Here is a 17,308-nt window from a genome sequence, read left to right on the forward strand (position 1 = left end):
CGCATGTGTCCAACACGGGAGAACGACATGAATTTCAAGGCCATTCTGCTTGGCACCATTGCAACCGCCGTCCTGGCCCCGGCGGCATTCGCCGAAGGCGGGCGCGGGCGCGACGGCGAAGTGAAGATCATCTACTGGCAGGCCCCTTCGATCCTGAACCCCTATCTTTCGGGCGGCACCAAGGACATCGACGCCTCGGCGCTGGTGATCGAACCGCTGGCCCGCTATGACGAAAAGGGCAATCTCGTGGCCTATCTGGCCGAGGACATCCCGACGCTCGCTAATGGCGGCGTGTCGGAAGACCTCAAGAGCATCACCTGGAAGCTGAAGCCGGGCCTGAAATGGTCGGACGGCTCGCCGGTCACCTCGGAGGACGTCAAGTTCACCGCCGAATACTGCATGAACCCCGAGGGCGGCTGCGCCTCGCTGTCCTTCTTCGACGGGGTGGAAAAGGTCGAGGCGCTGGACGATCTGACCGTCAAGGTCACCTTCAACCAGCCCAAGCCCAACCCCTATGGCCCCTTCGTGGGCGGCCAGTCGCCGATCATCCAGAAGAAGCAGTTCGAGAACTGCACCGGCGCCAAGGCCCCCGAATGCACCGAGGCCAACTTCAACCCCGTCGGCACCGGCCCCTTCATGGTCAAGGACTTCCGTCCCAATGACGTGATCCAGTATGTGGCCAACCCCAACTATCGCGACCCGGACAAGCCGGCCTTCGCCTCGGTCACCTTCAAGGGCGGCGGCGACGCCACGGCAGCGGCGCGCGCGGTGATGGAGACCGGCGAATTCGACCACGCCTGGAACCTGCAGCTGGCCCCCGACGTGATCGCCAAGATGGAACAGGGCGGCAAGGGCACCGTGCAGGTGGGCTTCGGCCCGCTGGTGGAGCGGCTGGAGATGAACCTCACCGATCCCTCCCCCGACCTGCCCGAGGGCGAACGCTCGACCCGCAAGCACCCGCACCCCTTCCTCAGCGACAAGGCCGTGCGCCAGGCGCTCAGCATGGCCATCGACCGCGAGCTGCTGGTCGAGATCGGCTATGGCAAGGCGGGCAAGGTGACCTGCGACCTGGTGCCCTCGCCCGACAACTACGCGGCCAAGAACGACTACTGCCTCAAGCAGGACATCGCCGGCGCCAACGCGCTGCTGGACGAGGCCGGCTACAAGGACACCAACGGCGACGGCATCCGCGAAACGAAGGATGGCAAGCCGCTGAAGATCCTCTACCAGACCTCGACCAACGCGGTGCGTCAGGACTTCCAGGCGCTGATCAAGGAGTGGTGGCGCCAGATCGGGGTGGAAACCGAGCTGCGCAACATCAACGCATCGGTGTTCTTCGGCGGCGACCCGGGCAGCCCGGATACCTTCCAGAAGTTCTATGCCGATGTCGAGATGTACGCCAACACCTTCAACGGCACCGACCCGCAGCAGTATCTGGCCGCCTATCGCTGCGGCAACGAACCCAGGCCGGAAAGCCAGTGGCAGGGCGAGAACATCAACCGCTACTGCGACCCGGAATATGACAAGCTGATCGACGAGCTGGCCCGCACCGGCGACATCAAGAAGCGCGGCGAGATCGCGATCAGGATGAACAACATGCTGACCAAGGACAGCTACACCATCGTTCCGCTTGTCCACCGCGGCCGGGTTTCGGCCATCGCCAGCAGCCTGGGCGGCTACAAGATGAACGTCTGGGACAGCGAGATGTGGAACATCGCCGACTGGTACCGCATCAAGTGATCCGGGCCTAGAGAAACGGACGGGCGGTCCCGCTGCCGGCGGGGCCGCCTCCTCACGACCCGACCGACCGAACAGCCAGCAAGGGCGCGCCGAATGCTGACCTTCACCATCCGCAGACTGGTCCTTGCGGTTCCGACGCTTCTGTTCATCTCGCTGGTCATCTTCCTGCTGCTGCAGCTGGCCCCCGGCGACCCGATGGCGCAGGTGCCGCTGACCGTGCCGCCCGAGGTCAAGGAAAAGATGCGCGAGGCGCTGGGGCTGGGCCAGCCGCTCTACGTCCAATACTGGAAATGGATCGTCCAGTTCTTCTGGGTCGAACCCCAGGTGCTGATCGACCATTTCTTCGGAACCTCGTTTTCGGCCGACAATCTGCGGGTGATCTCGTGGCAGACCCGCAGCCCGGTCATGGACATCGTGGTCCAGCGCATCCCCCAGACCCTGTGGGTGGTGGGCACGGCCTATCTGGTTGGCATCCTGATCGCCCTGCCCATCGGCATCTACTCGGCCTACCGGCAGTATTCCTGGTTCGATCAGATCGGCACCTTCGTCGCCATGGTGGGCTTTTCGGTGCCGCCCTTCTTTTCCGGGGTACTGGTGATCGTCATCTTCTCGGTCGAACTGGGCTGGTTCCCATCGATCTACGATACCACGCTGGTGGTGGACAGCTGGGAGACCTTCCTCCAGCAGCTTAAACAGATGGTCATGCCGGTGATGGTGCTGGCGCTGCAGATCACCGCCCAGATCAGCCGCTTCATGCGCGCCTCGATGCTGGACAACCTCAACCAGGACTATGTGCGCACCGCTCGCGCCAAGGGCCTGACCGAACGCACCGTGGTCATGGTGCACGTCCTGCGCAACTCGATGATCCCGGTGGTCACGGTGATCGCGCTGGGGGTGCCGGCCATCTTCGGCGGCGCCATCATCACCGAACAGGTGTTCAAGGTGAACGGGATCGGCCAGTTGCTGATCGGCGCCATCCAGGCCAACGACCTGCCCATGGTGCAAACGCTGACCTTCATCTTCGCAGTGCTGATCGTGGTCTTCAACCTGATCGCCGATGTCCTCTACGGCGTGCTCGACCCGAGGATCCGCTATGACTGACAAGGAACGCTTCGTCCCCGACGAGGGGCTTGCCCCCGCCTCGACCGCCATTCCAGCCGCCGGCGAGATCGAGGAATTCACCCGCCCGCCGCGCAACCAGTGGCTGGACGTGTGGGACCAGTTCAAGCATCACAAGGGCGCCATGGCCGGCGGCATCCTGTTCCTGGTCATCGTGCTGACGGTCTTCGTCGGCCCGTGGCTGTGGCCGCTTGATGCCACCACCATCGACATCCGCGCCCGCAACCAGGGACCCAGCCTCGCGCACCCTTTCGGCACCGACCAGCTGGGCCGCGACACCTTCGCCCGGATGATGGCCGGCGGGCGCACAAGCGTTTCGGTCGGCATCGCCGCCATGCTGCTGGCACTGGGTCTGGGGTCTCTGATCGGCGTGCTGGCGGGCTTCTTCCGCCGCCTCGACGGGCCGCTGATGCGGCTGACCGACCTCTTCCTCGCCCTGCCGCTGCTGCCGCTGCTGCTGGTGATGATGCTGCTCTTCCGCGAGCCGCTCAACGCCGCCTTCGGCCCCGAACAGGGCATCTTCATCCTGATCGTCACCGCCATCGGAGTCACCAGCTGGATGCCCACCGCCCGCATCGTGCGCGGCGACGTGCTGGCGCTGAAGGAGCGCGAGTTCGTCCTCGCCGCCCGCTCCATCGGCACCACCAACACCAAGCTGATCGCCCGCCACATCCTGCCCAACGTGCTCAGCCCGATCATGGTGTCGGCGACGCTGGGCATCGCCACGGCGATCATCACCGAAAGCGCGCTGTCCTTCCTCGGACTCGGCTTTCCGCCCGACTACCCCACTTGGGGCCGGCTTCTGTTCGATGCCACCGACTACCTCCAGCAATACCCCGAACGGGTGTTCTGGCCGGGCATGGCGATCTCGCTGACGGTGCTGAGCGTGAACTACCTGGGCGACGGGCTGCGTGACGCGCTGGATCCGCGCATCCGCGGACGCTGAACGGCCGCCGGCGTGAACGGGATGTCAGGATCGGCGCGCGTGTCGGGCCCGCCTGCCCTTCGCGCCCGCCTTGCGTCCTTGCCGGCTCATGTGCGCAACAGCCGCCCCGCTTGTGCCTGTCTGCAGGGGCCGGGCGGTTGCCGGACGGCGTTTTCGGCGATATCCCGGATCCAGCGCAACAGTTCGGAGCCCCCCGGATGGCACGGCCCGTCGTCGGCATCGTCAGCAACTCCTACCTGATCGGCGATCAGTACCCGGCCCATGCGACCGGCCTGATCAACTCGCAGGCGGTGGCGGGCGTGTCGGGCTGCCTGCCGCTGCTGATCCCCTCGGACCCGCGGCTGGTCAGCGTCGAGGAACTGCTGGAGGTTTGCGACGGCTTCCTGCTGACCGGCGGGCGGCCGAACGTGCACCCGTCCGAATACGGAGAGGAGCCGACCCCCGAGCATGGCGATTTCGACCGCTGCCGCGATTCGATCACGCTGCCGCTGGTGCGGGCCTGCGTGGAGCGCGGCCAGCCCTTCTTCGGCATCTGCCGCGGCTTCCAGGAGGTCAACGTGGCCATGGGCGGCACCCTGCACCCCGAGATCCGCGACCTGCCGGGGCGGATGAATCACCGGATGCCGCCCGACGGCACGCTGGAGGAAAAGTTCGCCCTGCGCCACTGCGTGACCTTCACCGAGGGCGGCGTCTTCCACCAGCTTCTGGGAACCACCGAGGTGATGACCAATTCGCTGCACGGGCAGGGAATCAAGACGCCGGGGGCGCGCATCGTGGTGGACGGCACCGCCCCCGACGGCACCCCCGAGGCGATCTATGTCCGCGATGCGCCGGGCTTTACCCTGTCGGTGCAATGGCACCCGGAATGGAACGCGGCCAATGACCCCGTATCGCGACCGCTGTTCACCGCCTTCGGCGACGCGGTGCGGGCCTGGGCGGCCGGGAAATCGCAGGCGGACGGGCAACGGCGGTCGGCCTGAGCCGCTCGAGCATGTCCGAGAAACTCAAAACCGCTTCCCGCTCTTGAGCGACATGCTCTGGTACCCCGGCCGCCATCATGCCTCAGCTGGCCAGATCGAAATCGTGGATCAGTGGCAGGCTGCGCGCGCGTCTTCCGGTCAGGTCGAACAGCGCGTTGGCCAGCGCCGGCGCGGCGGGGGGCGTGCCGGGTTCGCCCACCCCGCCCAGATCCGGCTGGTTTTCCAGGATGCGGACATCGACCCGCGGCATGTTGTGCATCCGCAGGGCATCATAATCGGGGAAGTTCTGCTGCTCGACCGCGCCGTCGGCGAAGGTGATCTCTCCGAAACAGGCGGCCGACAGGCCATAGACCATGCCGCCGACCATCTGCGCCCGGATATTGCCGGGATCCAGCGCAATCCCCGGATCGACGGCAATCCAGGCCCGTTCGATGCGGATGCCGCCGGGCGCCTGCACCACCTCGATCACCTCGGCCACGGGGGTGCCGAAACTGTAGGTCATGGCCACGCCGCGCCCCACGCCGGCTGGCGTGGGGCCGCTCCAGCCGGACATCTCGGCCACCGCCTCCAGAACCCGTGCCGCCGGCTCCCATCCCGCGCGCGCCATTTCCAGGCGGAATTCCAGCGGATCGCGCCCGGCGGCATGGGCCATCTCGTCGATGAAGCATTCCATGAAGAAGCCGTTGAACGAACTGGCGACAGAGCGCCAGAACCCGACCGGAACGCCCAGATCGGCAAGATACCCGCGGATGCGGAAGGCGGGAATCGCATAGGGCTGGTTGAAGAGGCCTTCCACATGCGCCTTGTCCGGGCCGAAGGCCGAAAGCCCCATCACCCGCTGCACGATCCCCCGCGTCGGCGACTGCGCTGCCACCTGCCCGTCCAGCATCACCGCCCGGCCGTCCCTCACCGCGCCCCGCATTCGTGCGATCGCTCCGGGGCGATACATGTCATGGGTCATGTCCTCTTCGCGCGACCAGGTGACCTGCACCGGCACGCCGGGCATAGCGCGGGCCACACGCGCCGCGATGACGCCGAAGTCGAACTCCACCCGCCGGCCGAATCCGCCCCCCAGATAGGTCGTGTGCACCACCACGTCATCGGCATCCAGCCCCACCGCCGCGCCCGCCTTCATCGCCAGGAAGGTGGGGGCCTGGGTGCCGGCCCAGATCTCCAGCCGCCCAGGCGTGAAACGGGCGGTGGCATTCATCGGCTCCATGGTCGCATGGGCCAGATAGGGCAGGCGATATTCGGCCTCGAGTACCGCCGCCCCCTCGGGCAGCGCCCCTGCGTCGCCGTCATCGCGCAGGGTGGAATTGGGAGCCTCGTCGAACGCCGCCTCGATCCGGGCGAAAATGGCCTCCGTGTCGGGCGGATAGGGGGCCTCGTCCCAGTCGATGCGCACGGCATCGACCGCCTTCATGGCCAGCCAGGTGTTGGTGGCGACCACGGCCACCCCGTTGCCCAGATCCACCACCCTTTCGACCCCCGCCATCGCCTCGGCCTCGGCGGCATCGAACCCCCTCATGCCGCCGCCCAGGCGGGGGTTGATCCGGACGGCGGCAAATTTCATTCCCTCGAGCCGCACGTCGATGCCGTAGCGGGCAGCGCCGGTCACCTTCTCGACCATGTCGATGCGCGGCACAGAGCGCCCCAGCAGCCGCCATTCCGAGCGATCCCGCACCAGCGCGTCGATCGGCTGGACCTTGGCGGCGATTTCGGCCAGCTCGGTATAGGGCAGTTCGGTCCCGTCGGGCAGGATCACCCGCCCGCGCGCGGTTTTCAGCTGCTCGCGCTTGACCCCGTATTTCACCGCCGCCGCCTGTTTCAGCGTCTCGCGGGCCGAGGCCCCGGCGGCGCGCATCCGCTCGAACCCGTCGCGCATCGAGGTGGACCCGCCAGTCACCTGGAGCCGCAGCACCTTGCCCAGCGGCGACAGGATGTCGCCCAGCAGATCGCCGAAACCGGACCTGTCATAGCCCCGGTCGGGAAGCGACTCGCCGATCAGCGCCGAATTGTAATAGGCGGCCGCCGCCGGCCCGTGCAGCACCGTCACGTGATCGAGATCGACATCGAGCTCTTCGGCGATGAGCGCAGCCCAGGTGGTGCGCACGCCCTGCCCCATTTCGGCCCTAGGCGCGATCAGCGTGATGCGCTCGCGCGATATCATCACGAATGGGTTGAAGGCCGCCTCTCCTGCGGCCGGTTTCAGCGGGTTCGGCGCCGGGCGATAGACCGCATAGGCGCCGAAGGCCACGCCGCCGAGGATGGCTGTCGATCCGATCAGGAACGTGCGGCGGGCAATCTTTCCGACACTGGCCATGGGTCAGCCTTCCTTCATCCGCCGGGCAGCGTCATGGATGGCGGCGCGGATACGCGGATAGGTGCCACAGCGGCACAGGTTGCCCTGCATGGCCGCGTCGATCTCGGCATCGTCGGGGTCGGGGTTTTCCGCCAGCAGGGCCGCCGCCTGCATGATCTGACCCGACTGGCAATAGCCGCACTGGGCCACCTGGTTGTCCACCCAGGCCTGCTGGATCGCGCTCAGCGCCCCGGCGGCGCCCAGCCCCTCGATGGTGGTGACCTCGCCCGCGACCTCGCCCAGCGGCAACTGGCACGAGCGCACCGCCTGGCCGTTCACATGCACGGTGCAGGCGCCGCAGGCGGCAACACCGCAGCCATATTTCGTGCCGGTCAGGCCGATCCCGTCGCGCAGCACCCACAACAGGGGCATGTCGTCGGGCAGATCGACCTCGTATGCCTTGCCGTTGACGATGAGCACTCTCGCCATCGCGCCCTCTTTCCGCTTCCCATCCCCAACCCCGTTGTGACAAAGCCGGGCCTCAGTGTCAGCCTGAAATTTGGCAAAGGTGAGGCGGAGCGGCAGAAATGCGCCGGGCGCGACCCCGCCGGCCCCCGTCAGCGTTCAAGGTGCCGGCGCAGTTCGGCGATGAAATCCTCGCCGCGGCGCTCGAAATTGTCGTACTGATCGAAACTCGCGGCCGCAGGCGCCAGCAGCACGGTGTCACCCGGTTCGGCCTCTTCCACCGCAAGGGCCACGGCGCGTGCCATGGTGGTGCAGATCTCGGCCTCGACATCGAGCTGCATGGCGAAGCGGGCGGCTTCGCGGCCGATCACGTAGGCCTTGACCACGTTGCCGGTCTGCCCGCGCAGCGCGGCAAGGCCGCCTTCCTTCTCCAGCCCGCCGCAGATCCAGCGAATGCGGGGGAAGGCGGCCAGCGCCTTGATGGCCGCGTCCACATTGGTGGCCTTGCTGTCGTTGACGAAGGTGATGCCGCCACTTTCGGCGACTACCTGGCTGCGATGGGGCAGGCCGGGATAGCTGCGCAGCGCCGCCTCGATCACCCGCGGGGCAAGTCCCAGTGTCCGGCAGGCCGCCCAGGCGGCACAGGCGTTCTGGTGGTTGTGAATGCCAGGCAGGCCGCGGATGTCGCGCAGATCGACCGAGGCCGCCTGGCGTCCCTTGCGATATTCGGCCAGAAACCCCTTGCGCGCAAACACGTTCCATCCCGGCCCCGTCAGCCTGCGGGTGACCGAGACGCGGATCACCCGGTCATCGCCCGGGCCTTCGCCCATCTGGCCGGCCAGGAAGCGGCCTTCGATCTCGTCCACACCGATCACCGCGCGATCGGGGCCGCCCTCGGAGAAAAGCCGCCGCTTGGCCGCGAAATAGCCCCCCTGCCCGCCGTGGCGGTCGAGGTGATCGGGCGAGAGGTTGGTGAACACGGCCACGTCCGGGGTCAGCGCGCGGGCAAGCTCGGTCTGGTAGCTGGACAGCTCCAGCACGATCACCTCGCCGTCGCGCGGCGGGTCGAGGTCGAGCACCCCGCGCCCGATATTGCCGCCCATCTGGGCGGGCCGGCCGGCTTCGGTCAGGATGTGGTGGATCAGCGCCGTGGTGGTGGATTTCCCGTTCGAGCCGGTCACCGCCACCACCCGCGGGAAGACGTCGAACTCGTCCCATTCGGGGGTAGCAAGAGAGCGGAAGAACAGGCCGATATCGTTGTCCACCGGCACCCCGGCCTCGAATGCAGCGGCCACGACCGGGTTCGGCTCGGGGTAGAGATGGGCAATGCCGGGCGACAGGATCAGGGCAGAGATGCCCTCGAAGGCGCCGGGGCGGGAGAGGTCGGTACAGGAAAAGCCCTCGTTCCCGGCGACTTCGCGCGCAGCCGGGTTGTCGTCCCAGCAGACCGGCTCGGCCCCGCCGGCCCTGAGCGCCCGTGCCGCCGCGAGGCCCGAGCGCCCCAGCCCCAGCACCGCAGCGCGCGCGCCCGCATATCCGCGGACGGGGATCACGGGCGGCGCGCCGGGGGCTCTGCCCCCGGACCCCCGAAGTATTTGCGGCAAGAGGAAGGGAAGGGAGAGGGTCTCATGGGCCTACCGCACCTTGAGCGTTGCCAGCCCGATCATCGCGAGGATCAGCGAGATGATCCAGAAGCGGATGACGATGGTCGGTTCGGACCAGCCCAGCTTTTCGTAGTGGTGGTGGATCGGGGCCATCAGGAAGACCCGTTTGCCGGTGCGCTTGTAGTAGAGCACCTGGATGATGACCGAAAGCGCCTCGACCACGAACAGGCCGCCGATGATGGCCAGCACCAGCTCGTGCTTGGTGGCGACCGCAATCGCCCCCAGCGCGCCGCCCAGGGCAAGGCTGCCGGTGTCGCCCATGAACACCGCCGCGGGAGGGGCGTTGTACCACAGGAATCCCAGCCCGCCGCCGAAAAGGGCGGCGGTGAAGATCAGGATCTCGCCGGTGCCGGGGACGTAGTGGATTTCGAGATATTCGGCGAAGTTGAAGTTGCCGACCACATAGGCGATCACGCCCAGCGACGAGGCGGCGATCATCACCGGCATGATGGCCAGCCCGTCCAGCCCGTCGGTCAGGTTGACGGCATTGGCCGAGCCCACGATGACCAGGGTGACGAAGGGGATGTAGAACCAGCCGAGATTGATCAGCAGGTTCTTGAAGACCGGAACCGCCAGCTGATTCTGAAGCGTCTCCGGGTGGTACTGGGCGGCCCACAGCCCCGCGATCACTGCCACCACGATGCCGATTGCCAGTCGCACGCGGCCGGGCACGCCGCGGCTGCTCTGCCGGCTGACCTTGGCAAGGTCGTCGGCAAAGCCGATCAGCGCGAATGAGAGGGTGACGAACAGCACCATCCACACGAAGGGGTTGTCGAGCCGGGCCCAGAGCAGGGTCGATGTGGTCAGCGCGCCGACGATCAGCAACCCGCCCATGGTCGGGGTGCCGGATTTGGCGGCGTGGCCTTCGGGGCCGTCCTCACGGATCGGCTGGCCCCTGCCTTGGCGGCGGCGCAGCACGTCGATCAGCGGGCGGCCGAAGATGAAGCCGAAGACCAGCGCGGTCAGGAAGGCCCCGCCGGCACGGAAGGTGATGTAGCGGAAGAGGTTGAACACATCCCCCCCGTCCGACAGCAAGGTCAACCAGTAAAGCATGTCACCCTTTCCCGTTCGCGCCTTCGTTCGCATCCTTGCGCGGCGCGCCATGGCCCATTTTGCGGATCGCGTCAACGACCCTTGCCAGCCCGGTGCCGAGCGAGGCCTTGACCAGCACGATATCGCCGATGCCAACCTGCGCGGAGATCCCTTCGGCCATTTCGGCGGCGCTTTCGCACCAGTCGCCACGCCGGCCGACCGGAAGTTCGCCATGCAGCGCGCGCATCAGTTCTCCCACGCAGTGCACCCGGTCGATCCGCTTCATCGCCGGCAGATCGGCCAGCGCCGCGTGCAGCGCCCGTTCTTCGGCACCCAGCTCGCGCATGTCGCCGATGATCGCGATACGGCGCCCGCCCGGCTCCGGGGTTGCGCCTGCCAGCAGCTCCAGCGCCGCCGCCATCGAGGCCGGGTTGGCATTGTAGGCGTCATCGATGAGCTCGAGCGCGCCGCCGCCAGGCAGCGGGACGGTTTCGCGCGCCCCCCGCCCCGGCCCCGGCTGCCAGCCGCCCAGGCCCTGTGCCGACAGGTCGAGGTCGGCCCCCAGCGCTGCGCACACCGCCAGCGCACCCAGCGCATTGGCGGCGAAATGCACCCCCTCGGCCTGAAGGCCGAAGGACAGCGCCCGCCCCTGCGCCTCGGCGCGCACGGTCAGCGCCCCGCCCGCGACCGAAACCGACCGCAGCCGCCAGTCACCCGCACTGCGGCCGAAGCCCATCGCCCGCACACCCAGCGCCGCAGCACGATCGAACAGCGGCCCGGCCTGAGGGATATCGGCATTCAGCACCGCAGTGCCGCCCGGCTCCAGCCCCTCCATGATCGCGGCCTTTTCGGCGGCGATGGCCTCGACGCTGTCGAAGGCCGCGAGATGCGCCGGGGCCACGGTGGTGATCAGCGCCACATGGGGGCGCGCCTGGCGGGCCAGAGGGGCAATCTCGCCGGGGTGGTTCATGCCGATCTCGATCACCGCGAAATCGGTCTGCGCCGGCATCCGCGCCAGCGTCAGCGGCACGCCCCAGTGATTGTTGTAGCTGGCGGCAGAGGCATGCACCCGCCCCTGCCCCGAAAGCATCGCCACCAGCATCTCCTTGGTCGAGGTCTTCCCGGCCGAGCCGGTCACGGCGGCGATGCGGGCGCGGCTGCGGGCCCGCGCGGCACGCCCCAGCGCCTCGAGCCCGGCCTGCACGTCTGCGACCACAAGCAGCGGCGCCGCCTCGTCCACGCCTTCGGGGATGCGCGACACCATTGCCGCGGCCGCCCCCTTGGCCAGCGCGGCGGCGACGAAATCATGCCCGTCCCGCGCCGCCCTGAGCGCCACGAACAGATCCCCCGGCCGCAGGGTCCGACTGTCGATGGAAACGCCGGTGGCGGCCCAGTCGCCGCGGGCCTGCCCGCCTGTGGCCGCCGCCGCCTCTGCCGCCGTCCACAGGGTCATGCCCGCCCCCCGTCCAGGGCCGCTACCGCGACGGAGGCCTGTTCGGCGTCGTCGAAGGGCAGGATGTCGTCGCCCACGATCTGGCCGGTTTCATGCCCCTTGCCGCAGATCAGCAGCGCATCCCCCGGCCCCAGCGCATCGACCCCGCGCAGGATCGCCTCGGCGCGGTCGCCAACCTCCTGCGCCGCCGGCGCTCCGCGCAGCACCGCGGCGCGGATGGCGGCGGGGTCTTCGCTGCGCGGGTTGTCGTCGGTGACGATCACCATGTCGGCATTTTCAGCCGCCGCCTGCCCCATCAGCGGGCGCTTGGCCGCGTCGCGGTCTCCGCCCGCGCCCACAATCGCCACCAGCCGCCCCATCACATGCGGGCGCAGCGCCGCCAGCGCGGTGGCCACCGCGTCGGGGGTATGGGCATAATCCACGAATACCGCCGCACCGTTCGCCCGCCTGGCCGCAAGCTGCATCCGCCCGCGCACCGTTGCCAGCTGCGGCAGGCAGCCGAATACCTCGTCCGGCGCATCCCCCGTGGCAATGGCCAGCGCGCACGCAATCAGCGCGTTCGAGGCCTGAAACCCGCCGATCAGGTTCAGCCGCGCCTGGAACGGACGCCCCGCCCAGGCAAAGCGGATGTCCTGCCCGGTGGCGTCGAAACGCAGGGCCAGAAGGTTCAGGTCTCCCAGCCCGCGGCCGACGGTGATCACATCCTGCCCGCGGGCGCAGGCGACGGCACGCATCTCTACCCCGCGCGGGTCGTCGAGATTGATGACCGCGGTGCCGTCTTCGGGCAGGACCTCGCGGAACAGCCGCGCCTTGGCCGAGAAATAGGCAGCGAAGCTGTCGTGATAGTCCAGATGATCCCGGGTAAAATTGGTGAAGGCCGCCGCCCGCAGCCGCACCCCGTCCAGCCGGCGCTGTTCCAGCCCGTGGCTGGAGGCCTCCATGGCCGCATGGGTCACGCCGGCCTCTGCCGCCTGCGCCAGCACCCGGTGCAGGGTGACCGGCTCGGGGGTGGTATGGGCCAGCGGCGCGGTCCAGGCGCCCTCGACCCCGGTGGTGCCCAGGTTGACCGCCTCATGGCCCAGCCCGGTCCAGATCTGGCGGGTAAAGCTGGCCACCGAGGTCTTGCCGTTGGTGCCGGTCACGGCGACGACCTGCTCGGGCTGGGCGCCGAACCACAGCGCCGCGGCAAAGGCCAGCGCCTGGCGCGGATCCTCGACCACCACCAGCGCGGCGCCCGACCCCTCCAGCGCAGCCGCGGCGGTGGCTGCCCCGGCGGCATCGGTCAGGATGGCGGCCGCGCCGGCGCGCAGGGCCGAGGCGATGAACTGCGCGCCGTGGACACGCGTGCCGGGCAGGGCCGCAAACAGGAAGCCGGGTTTCACCTCGCGGCTGTTCACGGCCAGCCCGAGGATGCGCGGATCCTGCCCGCCGCGCGCCGTGAGCGCCAGCTGGCTGAGTGATCTCGGCTGAACGCCCAAGTCGCGGCCCCCTTGATGTCGATCGTCGCCCTAGTTGGACGTCAGCGTTATACCAGTCACCCGCGGGGCTTCAACTTTCGGTCTCAGGCCCAGCAGCGGCGCAACGCGCGCGATCATCTCGGCCGCCACCGGCACCGCGGTCCAGCCGGCGCTGCGGCGCAGCTGCCCGGCGGCGGTGATGGAGGGTTCGTCCAGCGTCACGATCAGCACGTATTTCGGGTCGCTGGCCGGGAACATCGAGGCGAAGGTGGCGATGACCTTGTCCTTGTAGTAGCCGCCCTTGGGGTCGGGCTTGTCGGCGGTACCGGTCTTGCCGGCGACCTCGTAGCCGGGAACCTCGCCGAAGGTCGCGGTGCCGTCGGTGACCACGCTGCGCAGCATCCGCCGGGCATCGGCCGCGACCTTCTCGGACAGCACCCGCGGCCCGTATTGCGGTCCCTCCTGCTTCAACAGCGTCGGGCTGACGTAATAGCCACCATTCGCAATCGTCGCATAGGCCGCGGCCAAGTGCATCGGCGTGACCGAGATGCCGTGACCGTAGGCGATGGTCATCGTCTCCAGTTCGCGCCAGCGGCGGGGGATCAGGGGCCTGCTGCCGCGGGCCTCGGCCAGTTCGATCCCGATCGGGTCGAAAAAGCCCATCTCTTCGAAGAACTGCTTCTGCCGCTCGGTGCCGATCATCTGTGCCACCCGCGCCGTGCCCACGTTCGAGCTTTTCTCGATCACCTTGGCCAGGGTCAGGCTGGGTCCGTAGTTCTTGTTCCTGAACTCGCCAATCTCATAGCCGGACTGGCGCAGCGGGCGCGAGGTATCGACGGGCGAATCCGGGCCCAGCAGGCCCAGCTCCATCGCCTGCACGGCGGTGAATATCTTGAAGGTCGAGCCCAGCTCGTAAACGCCCTGCACCGCGCGGTTGAACAGGGGGCTGTCGGAAGGATCCCCCCTGGTCGGCGGGGCCGGGCGTTCATTGGGATCGAAATCGGGCAGAGACACCAGCGAGATCACCTCGCCCGTGTCCACGTCCATCAGGATCGAGGTCGCCCCCTTGGCGTTCATGATCTTCATGCCGCCGGCAAGCACCCTTTCGGCCGCGTCCTGAACGGTGAGGTCGATGGACAGCTGCAGCGGCCGGCCGCCATTGGCCGGATCGCGCAGGTAGTCGTCGAAGCGGCGCTCCACCCCGGCCACCCCGATCACCTCGGCGGCATTGACGCCTTCGCGGCCGAAGCTCGCCCCGCCCAGGACATGGGCCGCCAGCCGCCCGTTGGGGTAAAGCCGCATCTCGCGCGGGCCGAACAGAAGCCCCGGATCGCCCAGATCGAACACCGCCTGGCGCTGTTCGGGGCTGATCTTCTTCTTGATCCAGACGAACTTGCGCTTGCCGGTGAAGTCGCGGATCAGCCGGTCCTCGTCAAGATCCGGGAAAATCCGCTTGAGCCCCCTGGCGGCAGCGATCGGGTCGATCATGAGGGGGGGCTGCGCATAAAGCGAGACGGTCTCGAGATTGGTCGCCAGAACCCGCCCCTTGCGGTCGACGATATCGGCGCGCTGCATGACGATGGCCGATCCCGATCGGCCGGCCACCGGTTCATGCGGGTCGGAGGTCGCCATCATCCCCATGCGCACGCCGATGGTGGCGAAGGCGCCGACGAAGAACAGCCCCAGCATCAGCAGGCGCCCCTCGGCCCGGGCGCGGGCGCGGGCCTGCATCTCGGCGTGGCGGCGGCGGATGTTCTCGCGCTCGATGGCATCGGGGTTCTCGCCCCGCACGCGGGCCGGCAGGATCCGGGCGAGCGGGCGCAGCGGTGTGCGAATCATGGGAGCTGCTCGTCGTTCATCGTGGACACGTCAACAGGATTGGTGACCTGCACCACCGGCTGCGGCGGATAGGCGACCTCATCCACCCGGCCGAACTGGTCGGGGCGCAGCGGCAGCAGGCCGAGGCGGTCGAAATTGATCTCGGCCAGCTCGCGCAGCCGGTCGGGGCGGTTGAGATAGGCCCATTCCGCGTGCAGAACGTTGAGCCGCGCCCGCGCCTTGCCGATCTCGCGCTGCAGGCGGCGGGTTTCCTTGAGCACCTCCTGGGTCGCGTAGTTTTCGCGATAGGCCCAGAAGGCAAGCCCGATCACCACGAGAGAGGTCAGGACATAGATCAGACTTTTCATGGGCTGGTCCCGTTCAGTTGCGGCATGCCGATGGATCCGGGATTGACCGAGCCGGCGGGGGCGTCGGTGCGGATCGCCACCCGCAGCCGGGCCGAGCGCGCGCGGGGGTTCCCGGCCAGTTCCCGCGCGTCCGGGACAATCGCCTTGCGCGGGCGCAGGACGAATTGCGGCGGCTGCGCCGGAGCTTCGGGCGCATAGCGGTTGGCCCGCCCCAGACTGCCCGACCGCGCCATCAGGAAGCGCTTGACCATCCGGTCCTCGATGGAATGGAAGGTGACCACGGCAAGTCCGCCCCCCGGGTGAAGCGCGCGCTCGGCCGCCATGAGGCCGCGCAACAGCTCTCCGAGTTCGTCGTTCACAGCAATCCTCAGCGCCTGGAACGACCGGGTCGCCGGATGCGACTGCCCCGGCTTGCGCCGCGGCAGGCAGGATTCGATGATTTCGGCCAGCTGCAGCGTTGTGGTGATCGGGGCCTCGGCGCGGGCACGAAGGATGGCGCGGGCAATCCGCCGGCTGGCGCGTTCCTCGCCATAGTGGAACAGGATGTCGGCCAGCGCCTTTTCGGAAAGCGTGTTGACCAGATCGGCGGCCGTGCGCCCGCTCTGCGACATGCGCATGTCCAGCGGGCCGTCGTTGCGGAAGGAAAATCCCCGCTCGGGCCGGTCCAGCTGCATCGAGGACACGCCGAGGTCGAGCACCACGCCGTCAAGGCCGGTGGCGTATTCATCCAGCTTCGAGAACACCCCCGGCTGCATCACCAACCGGTCGCCATACTGCCCGGCCCATTCGCGCGCCATCTCGAAGGCCAGCGGGTCGCGATCCACCGCGATCACCCGCTCGGCCCCCGCATCGAGCAGTGCACGGGCATAGCCCCCGGCGCCGAAGGTTCCGTCCAGCCAAACCCCCCGCACCGGCGAGACCGCCCGGATCAGCGGGCCCAGCAGGACCGGAACATGCGGCTCGGACGGGATCTGGCGGGCCGCCGCTGCCATGCCGTCACGCGCCCCCCGCGCCGTCCAGCAGCGAGAGCGGGTCGAAATCCTCGGGCTGGTCGGCCAGGAAGGCCTCCAGCTCGGCGGCTTCCTCGGCCGCGTAGGTCGCGGCATCCCAGATCTCGAAATATTCGCCCATGGCGACCATCGTCGCCTCGGCCCCGAGGCCGATCTGCGCGCGCCGCTCCTTGGGCAGGACGATCCGACCGTCGCGGTCCACCTCGAGTTCCAGAGACTTGCCCAGGATCAGGCGGCTGGCCGTCTTGCGCTGCACCGAGCCGCGCGGCAGGGCGTTGATCGAGGCCTCGATTTCCGACATGGCATCGATGGTGTAGGCGTGCAGGCAGTTTTTCAGATGCGGGCCGTAAAGAACCACCATGCGCGGGCTCGAACGCTTCTCGGGGAACTCGGGATCGCCGGTCTCCAGCACGCGGCGAAAATTGGCCGGGATCGACATGCGACCCTTGCCGTCAACCTTCTGGTTGAATTCGCCTCTGAAGCTCAGACCCACTTTCGCGTCCGTCCCCGTTCTCGTGCCCACGCCCCCGCGCATGCCCCCCCCGGAAAGAAAACGGCGGGTTGAACTGCTGCCACCGTTCAACCCGCCGCCCTTGTCCCGCCTTGCGGGGTGTCCGACTGCGCGCGCCACCTGGGGGGATGTCTGCTCGCTCGCGCGCCGGATCTTTCGCTGGATGAAAGCGGATTGCCTGTATGAAGCCCGCTTTTCTTCTTGTGTGGGTGGGTTCGTGTGAACTTGATCCCCGCCTTCATCCGATGACCAATGAATGACATGGGAATTCATGGAAATCAATAAAAATCTTGCTCACTTGCCACTGAATCACGGTACTTCATGCCACCAGAATCGCCAATTCTGCAGATTATTTCTCTGCATCATACCATAATTAGCGCATCATGAGATATAAAGCGCTATATATGGCAAATCCCCTGGCCTCAAAAAATTTCCCATAAAAT

General features: G+C 67.9%; 14 protein-coding genes. 4 read left to right on the top strand and 10 right to left on the bottom strand.

Annotated features, from left to right (window positions below):
- Positions 1–27 precede the first annotated feature (27 nt).
- The 4 genes from ACZ5CM_RS11595 to ACZ5CM_RS11610 all read left to right on the top strand — a co-directional run bounded on the left by ACZ5CM_RS11595 (position 28) and on the right by ACZ5CM_RS11610 (position 4,785).
- A complete protein-coding gene (locus ACZ5CM_RS11595) occupies positions 28–1,740 on the top strand; it encodes a peptide ABC transporter substrate-binding protein (protein ID WP_464638902.1) in 1,713 nt (570 codons plus the stop codon).
- Between the two features lie 93 nt (positions 1,741–1,833).
- On the top strand, positions 1,834–2,841 hold the full coding sequence (locus tag ACZ5CM_RS11600) for an ABC transporter permease (RefSeq protein ID WP_464638904.1): 1,008 nt from the start codon (positions 1,834–1,836) through the stop codon (positions 2,839–2,841).
- Positions 2,834–3,805, top strand: coding sequence for an ABC transporter permease (locus ACZ5CM_RS11605; protein ID WP_464638906.1), 972 nt, complete (start codon positions 2,834–2,836; stop codon positions 3,803–3,805). Before ACZ5CM_RS11600 ends, ACZ5CM_RS11605 begins: the two co-directional genes overlap by 8 nt.
- A gap of 197 nt (positions 3,806–4,002) precedes the next feature.
- The gene (locus ACZ5CM_RS11610) at positions 4,003–4,785 is read left to right on the top strand and encodes a gamma-glutamyl-gamma-aminobutyrate hydrolase family protein (protein ID WP_464638908.1); all 783 of its coding nucleotides are present in this window, start codon (positions 4,003–4,005) and stop codon (positions 4,783–4,785) included.
- A gap of 82 nt (positions 4,786–4,867) precedes the next feature.
- Here ACZ5CM_RS11610 and ACZ5CM_RS11615 read toward each other — a convergent pair whose 3' ends face one another.
- From ACZ5CM_RS11615 to mraZ, 10 genes are all read right to left on the bottom strand, one after another.
- On the bottom strand, positions 4,868–7,108 hold the full coding sequence (locus ACZ5CM_RS11615; protein ID WP_464638910.1) for a xanthine dehydrogenase family protein molybdopterin-binding subunit: 2,241 nt from the start codon (positions 7,106–7,108) through the stop codon (positions 4,868–4,870).
- 3 nt (positions 7,109–7,111) lie between these two features.
- Entirely contained in the window at positions 7,112–7,576 is a 465-nt protein-coding gene (locus ACZ5CM_RS11620; RefSeq protein WP_464638912.1) for a (2Fe-2S)-binding protein, read from the bottom strand.
- Between the two features lie 128 nt (positions 7,577–7,704).
- Positions 7,705–9,105 carry a UDP-N-acetylmuramoyl-L-alanine--D-glutamate ligase gene (gene murD / locus ACZ5CM_RS11625; protein WP_464638914.1) on the bottom strand — a complete coding sequence of 467 codons (1,401 nt, stop codon included), beginning with the start codon at positions 9,103–9,105 and terminating at the stop codon, positions 7,705–7,707.
- Between the two features lie 81 nt (positions 9,106–9,186).
- A complete protein-coding gene (gene mraY / locus ACZ5CM_RS11630) occupies positions 9,187–10,269 on the bottom strand; it encodes a phospho-N-acetylmuramoyl-pentapeptide-transferase (RefSeq protein ID WP_464638916.1) in 1,083 nt (360 codons plus the stop codon).
- Between the two features lies 1 nt (position 10,270).
- Positions 10,271–11,701, bottom strand: a complete 1,431-nt coding sequence (locus tag ACZ5CM_RS11635; protein WP_464638918.1) for a UDP-N-acetylmuramoyl-tripeptide--D-alanyl-D-alanine ligase — start codon at positions 11,699–11,701, stop codon at positions 10,271–10,273.
- The gene (locus tag ACZ5CM_RS11640; protein ID WP_464638920.1) at positions 11,698–13,179 is read right to left on the bottom strand and encodes a UDP-N-acetylmuramoyl-L-alanyl-D-glutamate--2,6-diaminopimelate ligase; all 1,482 of its coding nucleotides are present in this window, start codon (positions 13,177–13,179) and stop codon (positions 11,698–11,700) included. The genes ACZ5CM_RS11635 and ACZ5CM_RS11640 overlap by 4 nt, the downstream gene beginning before the upstream one ends.
- Before the next feature lie 30 nt (positions 13,180–13,209).
- A complete protein-coding gene (locus ACZ5CM_RS11645) occupies positions 13,210–14,997 on the bottom strand; it encodes a peptidoglycan D,D-transpeptidase FtsI family protein (RefSeq protein ID WP_464638922.1) in 1,788 nt (595 codons plus the stop codon).
- Positions 14,994–15,344 (bottom strand): cell division protein FtsL, encoded by a 351-nt coding sequence (gene ftsL / locus ACZ5CM_RS11650; RefSeq protein ID WP_464638924.1) that lies wholly within the window; start codon positions 15,342–15,344, stop codon positions 14,994–14,996. Before ftsL ends, ACZ5CM_RS11645 begins: the two co-directional genes overlap by 4 nt.
- Positions 15,341–16,336: a 16S rRNA (cytosine(1402)-N(4))-methyltransferase RsmH gene (rsmH, locus tag ACZ5CM_RS11655; protein ID WP_464638926.1), complete on the bottom strand. Its 996-nt coding sequence runs from the start codon at positions 16,334–16,336 to the stop codon at positions 15,341–15,343. The genes ftsL and rsmH overlap by 4 nt, the downstream gene beginning before the upstream one ends.
- A 4-nt stretch (positions 16,337–16,340) precedes the next feature.
- A complete protein-coding gene (gene mraZ, locus ACZ5CM_RS11660; protein WP_464638928.1) occupies positions 16,341–16,847 on the bottom strand; it encodes a division/cell wall cluster transcriptional repressor MraZ in 507 nt (168 codons plus the stop codon).
- Between the last annotated feature and the right edge of the window lie 461 nt (positions 16,848–17,308).

Source organism: Piezobacter thermophilus (assembly GCF_055386745.1).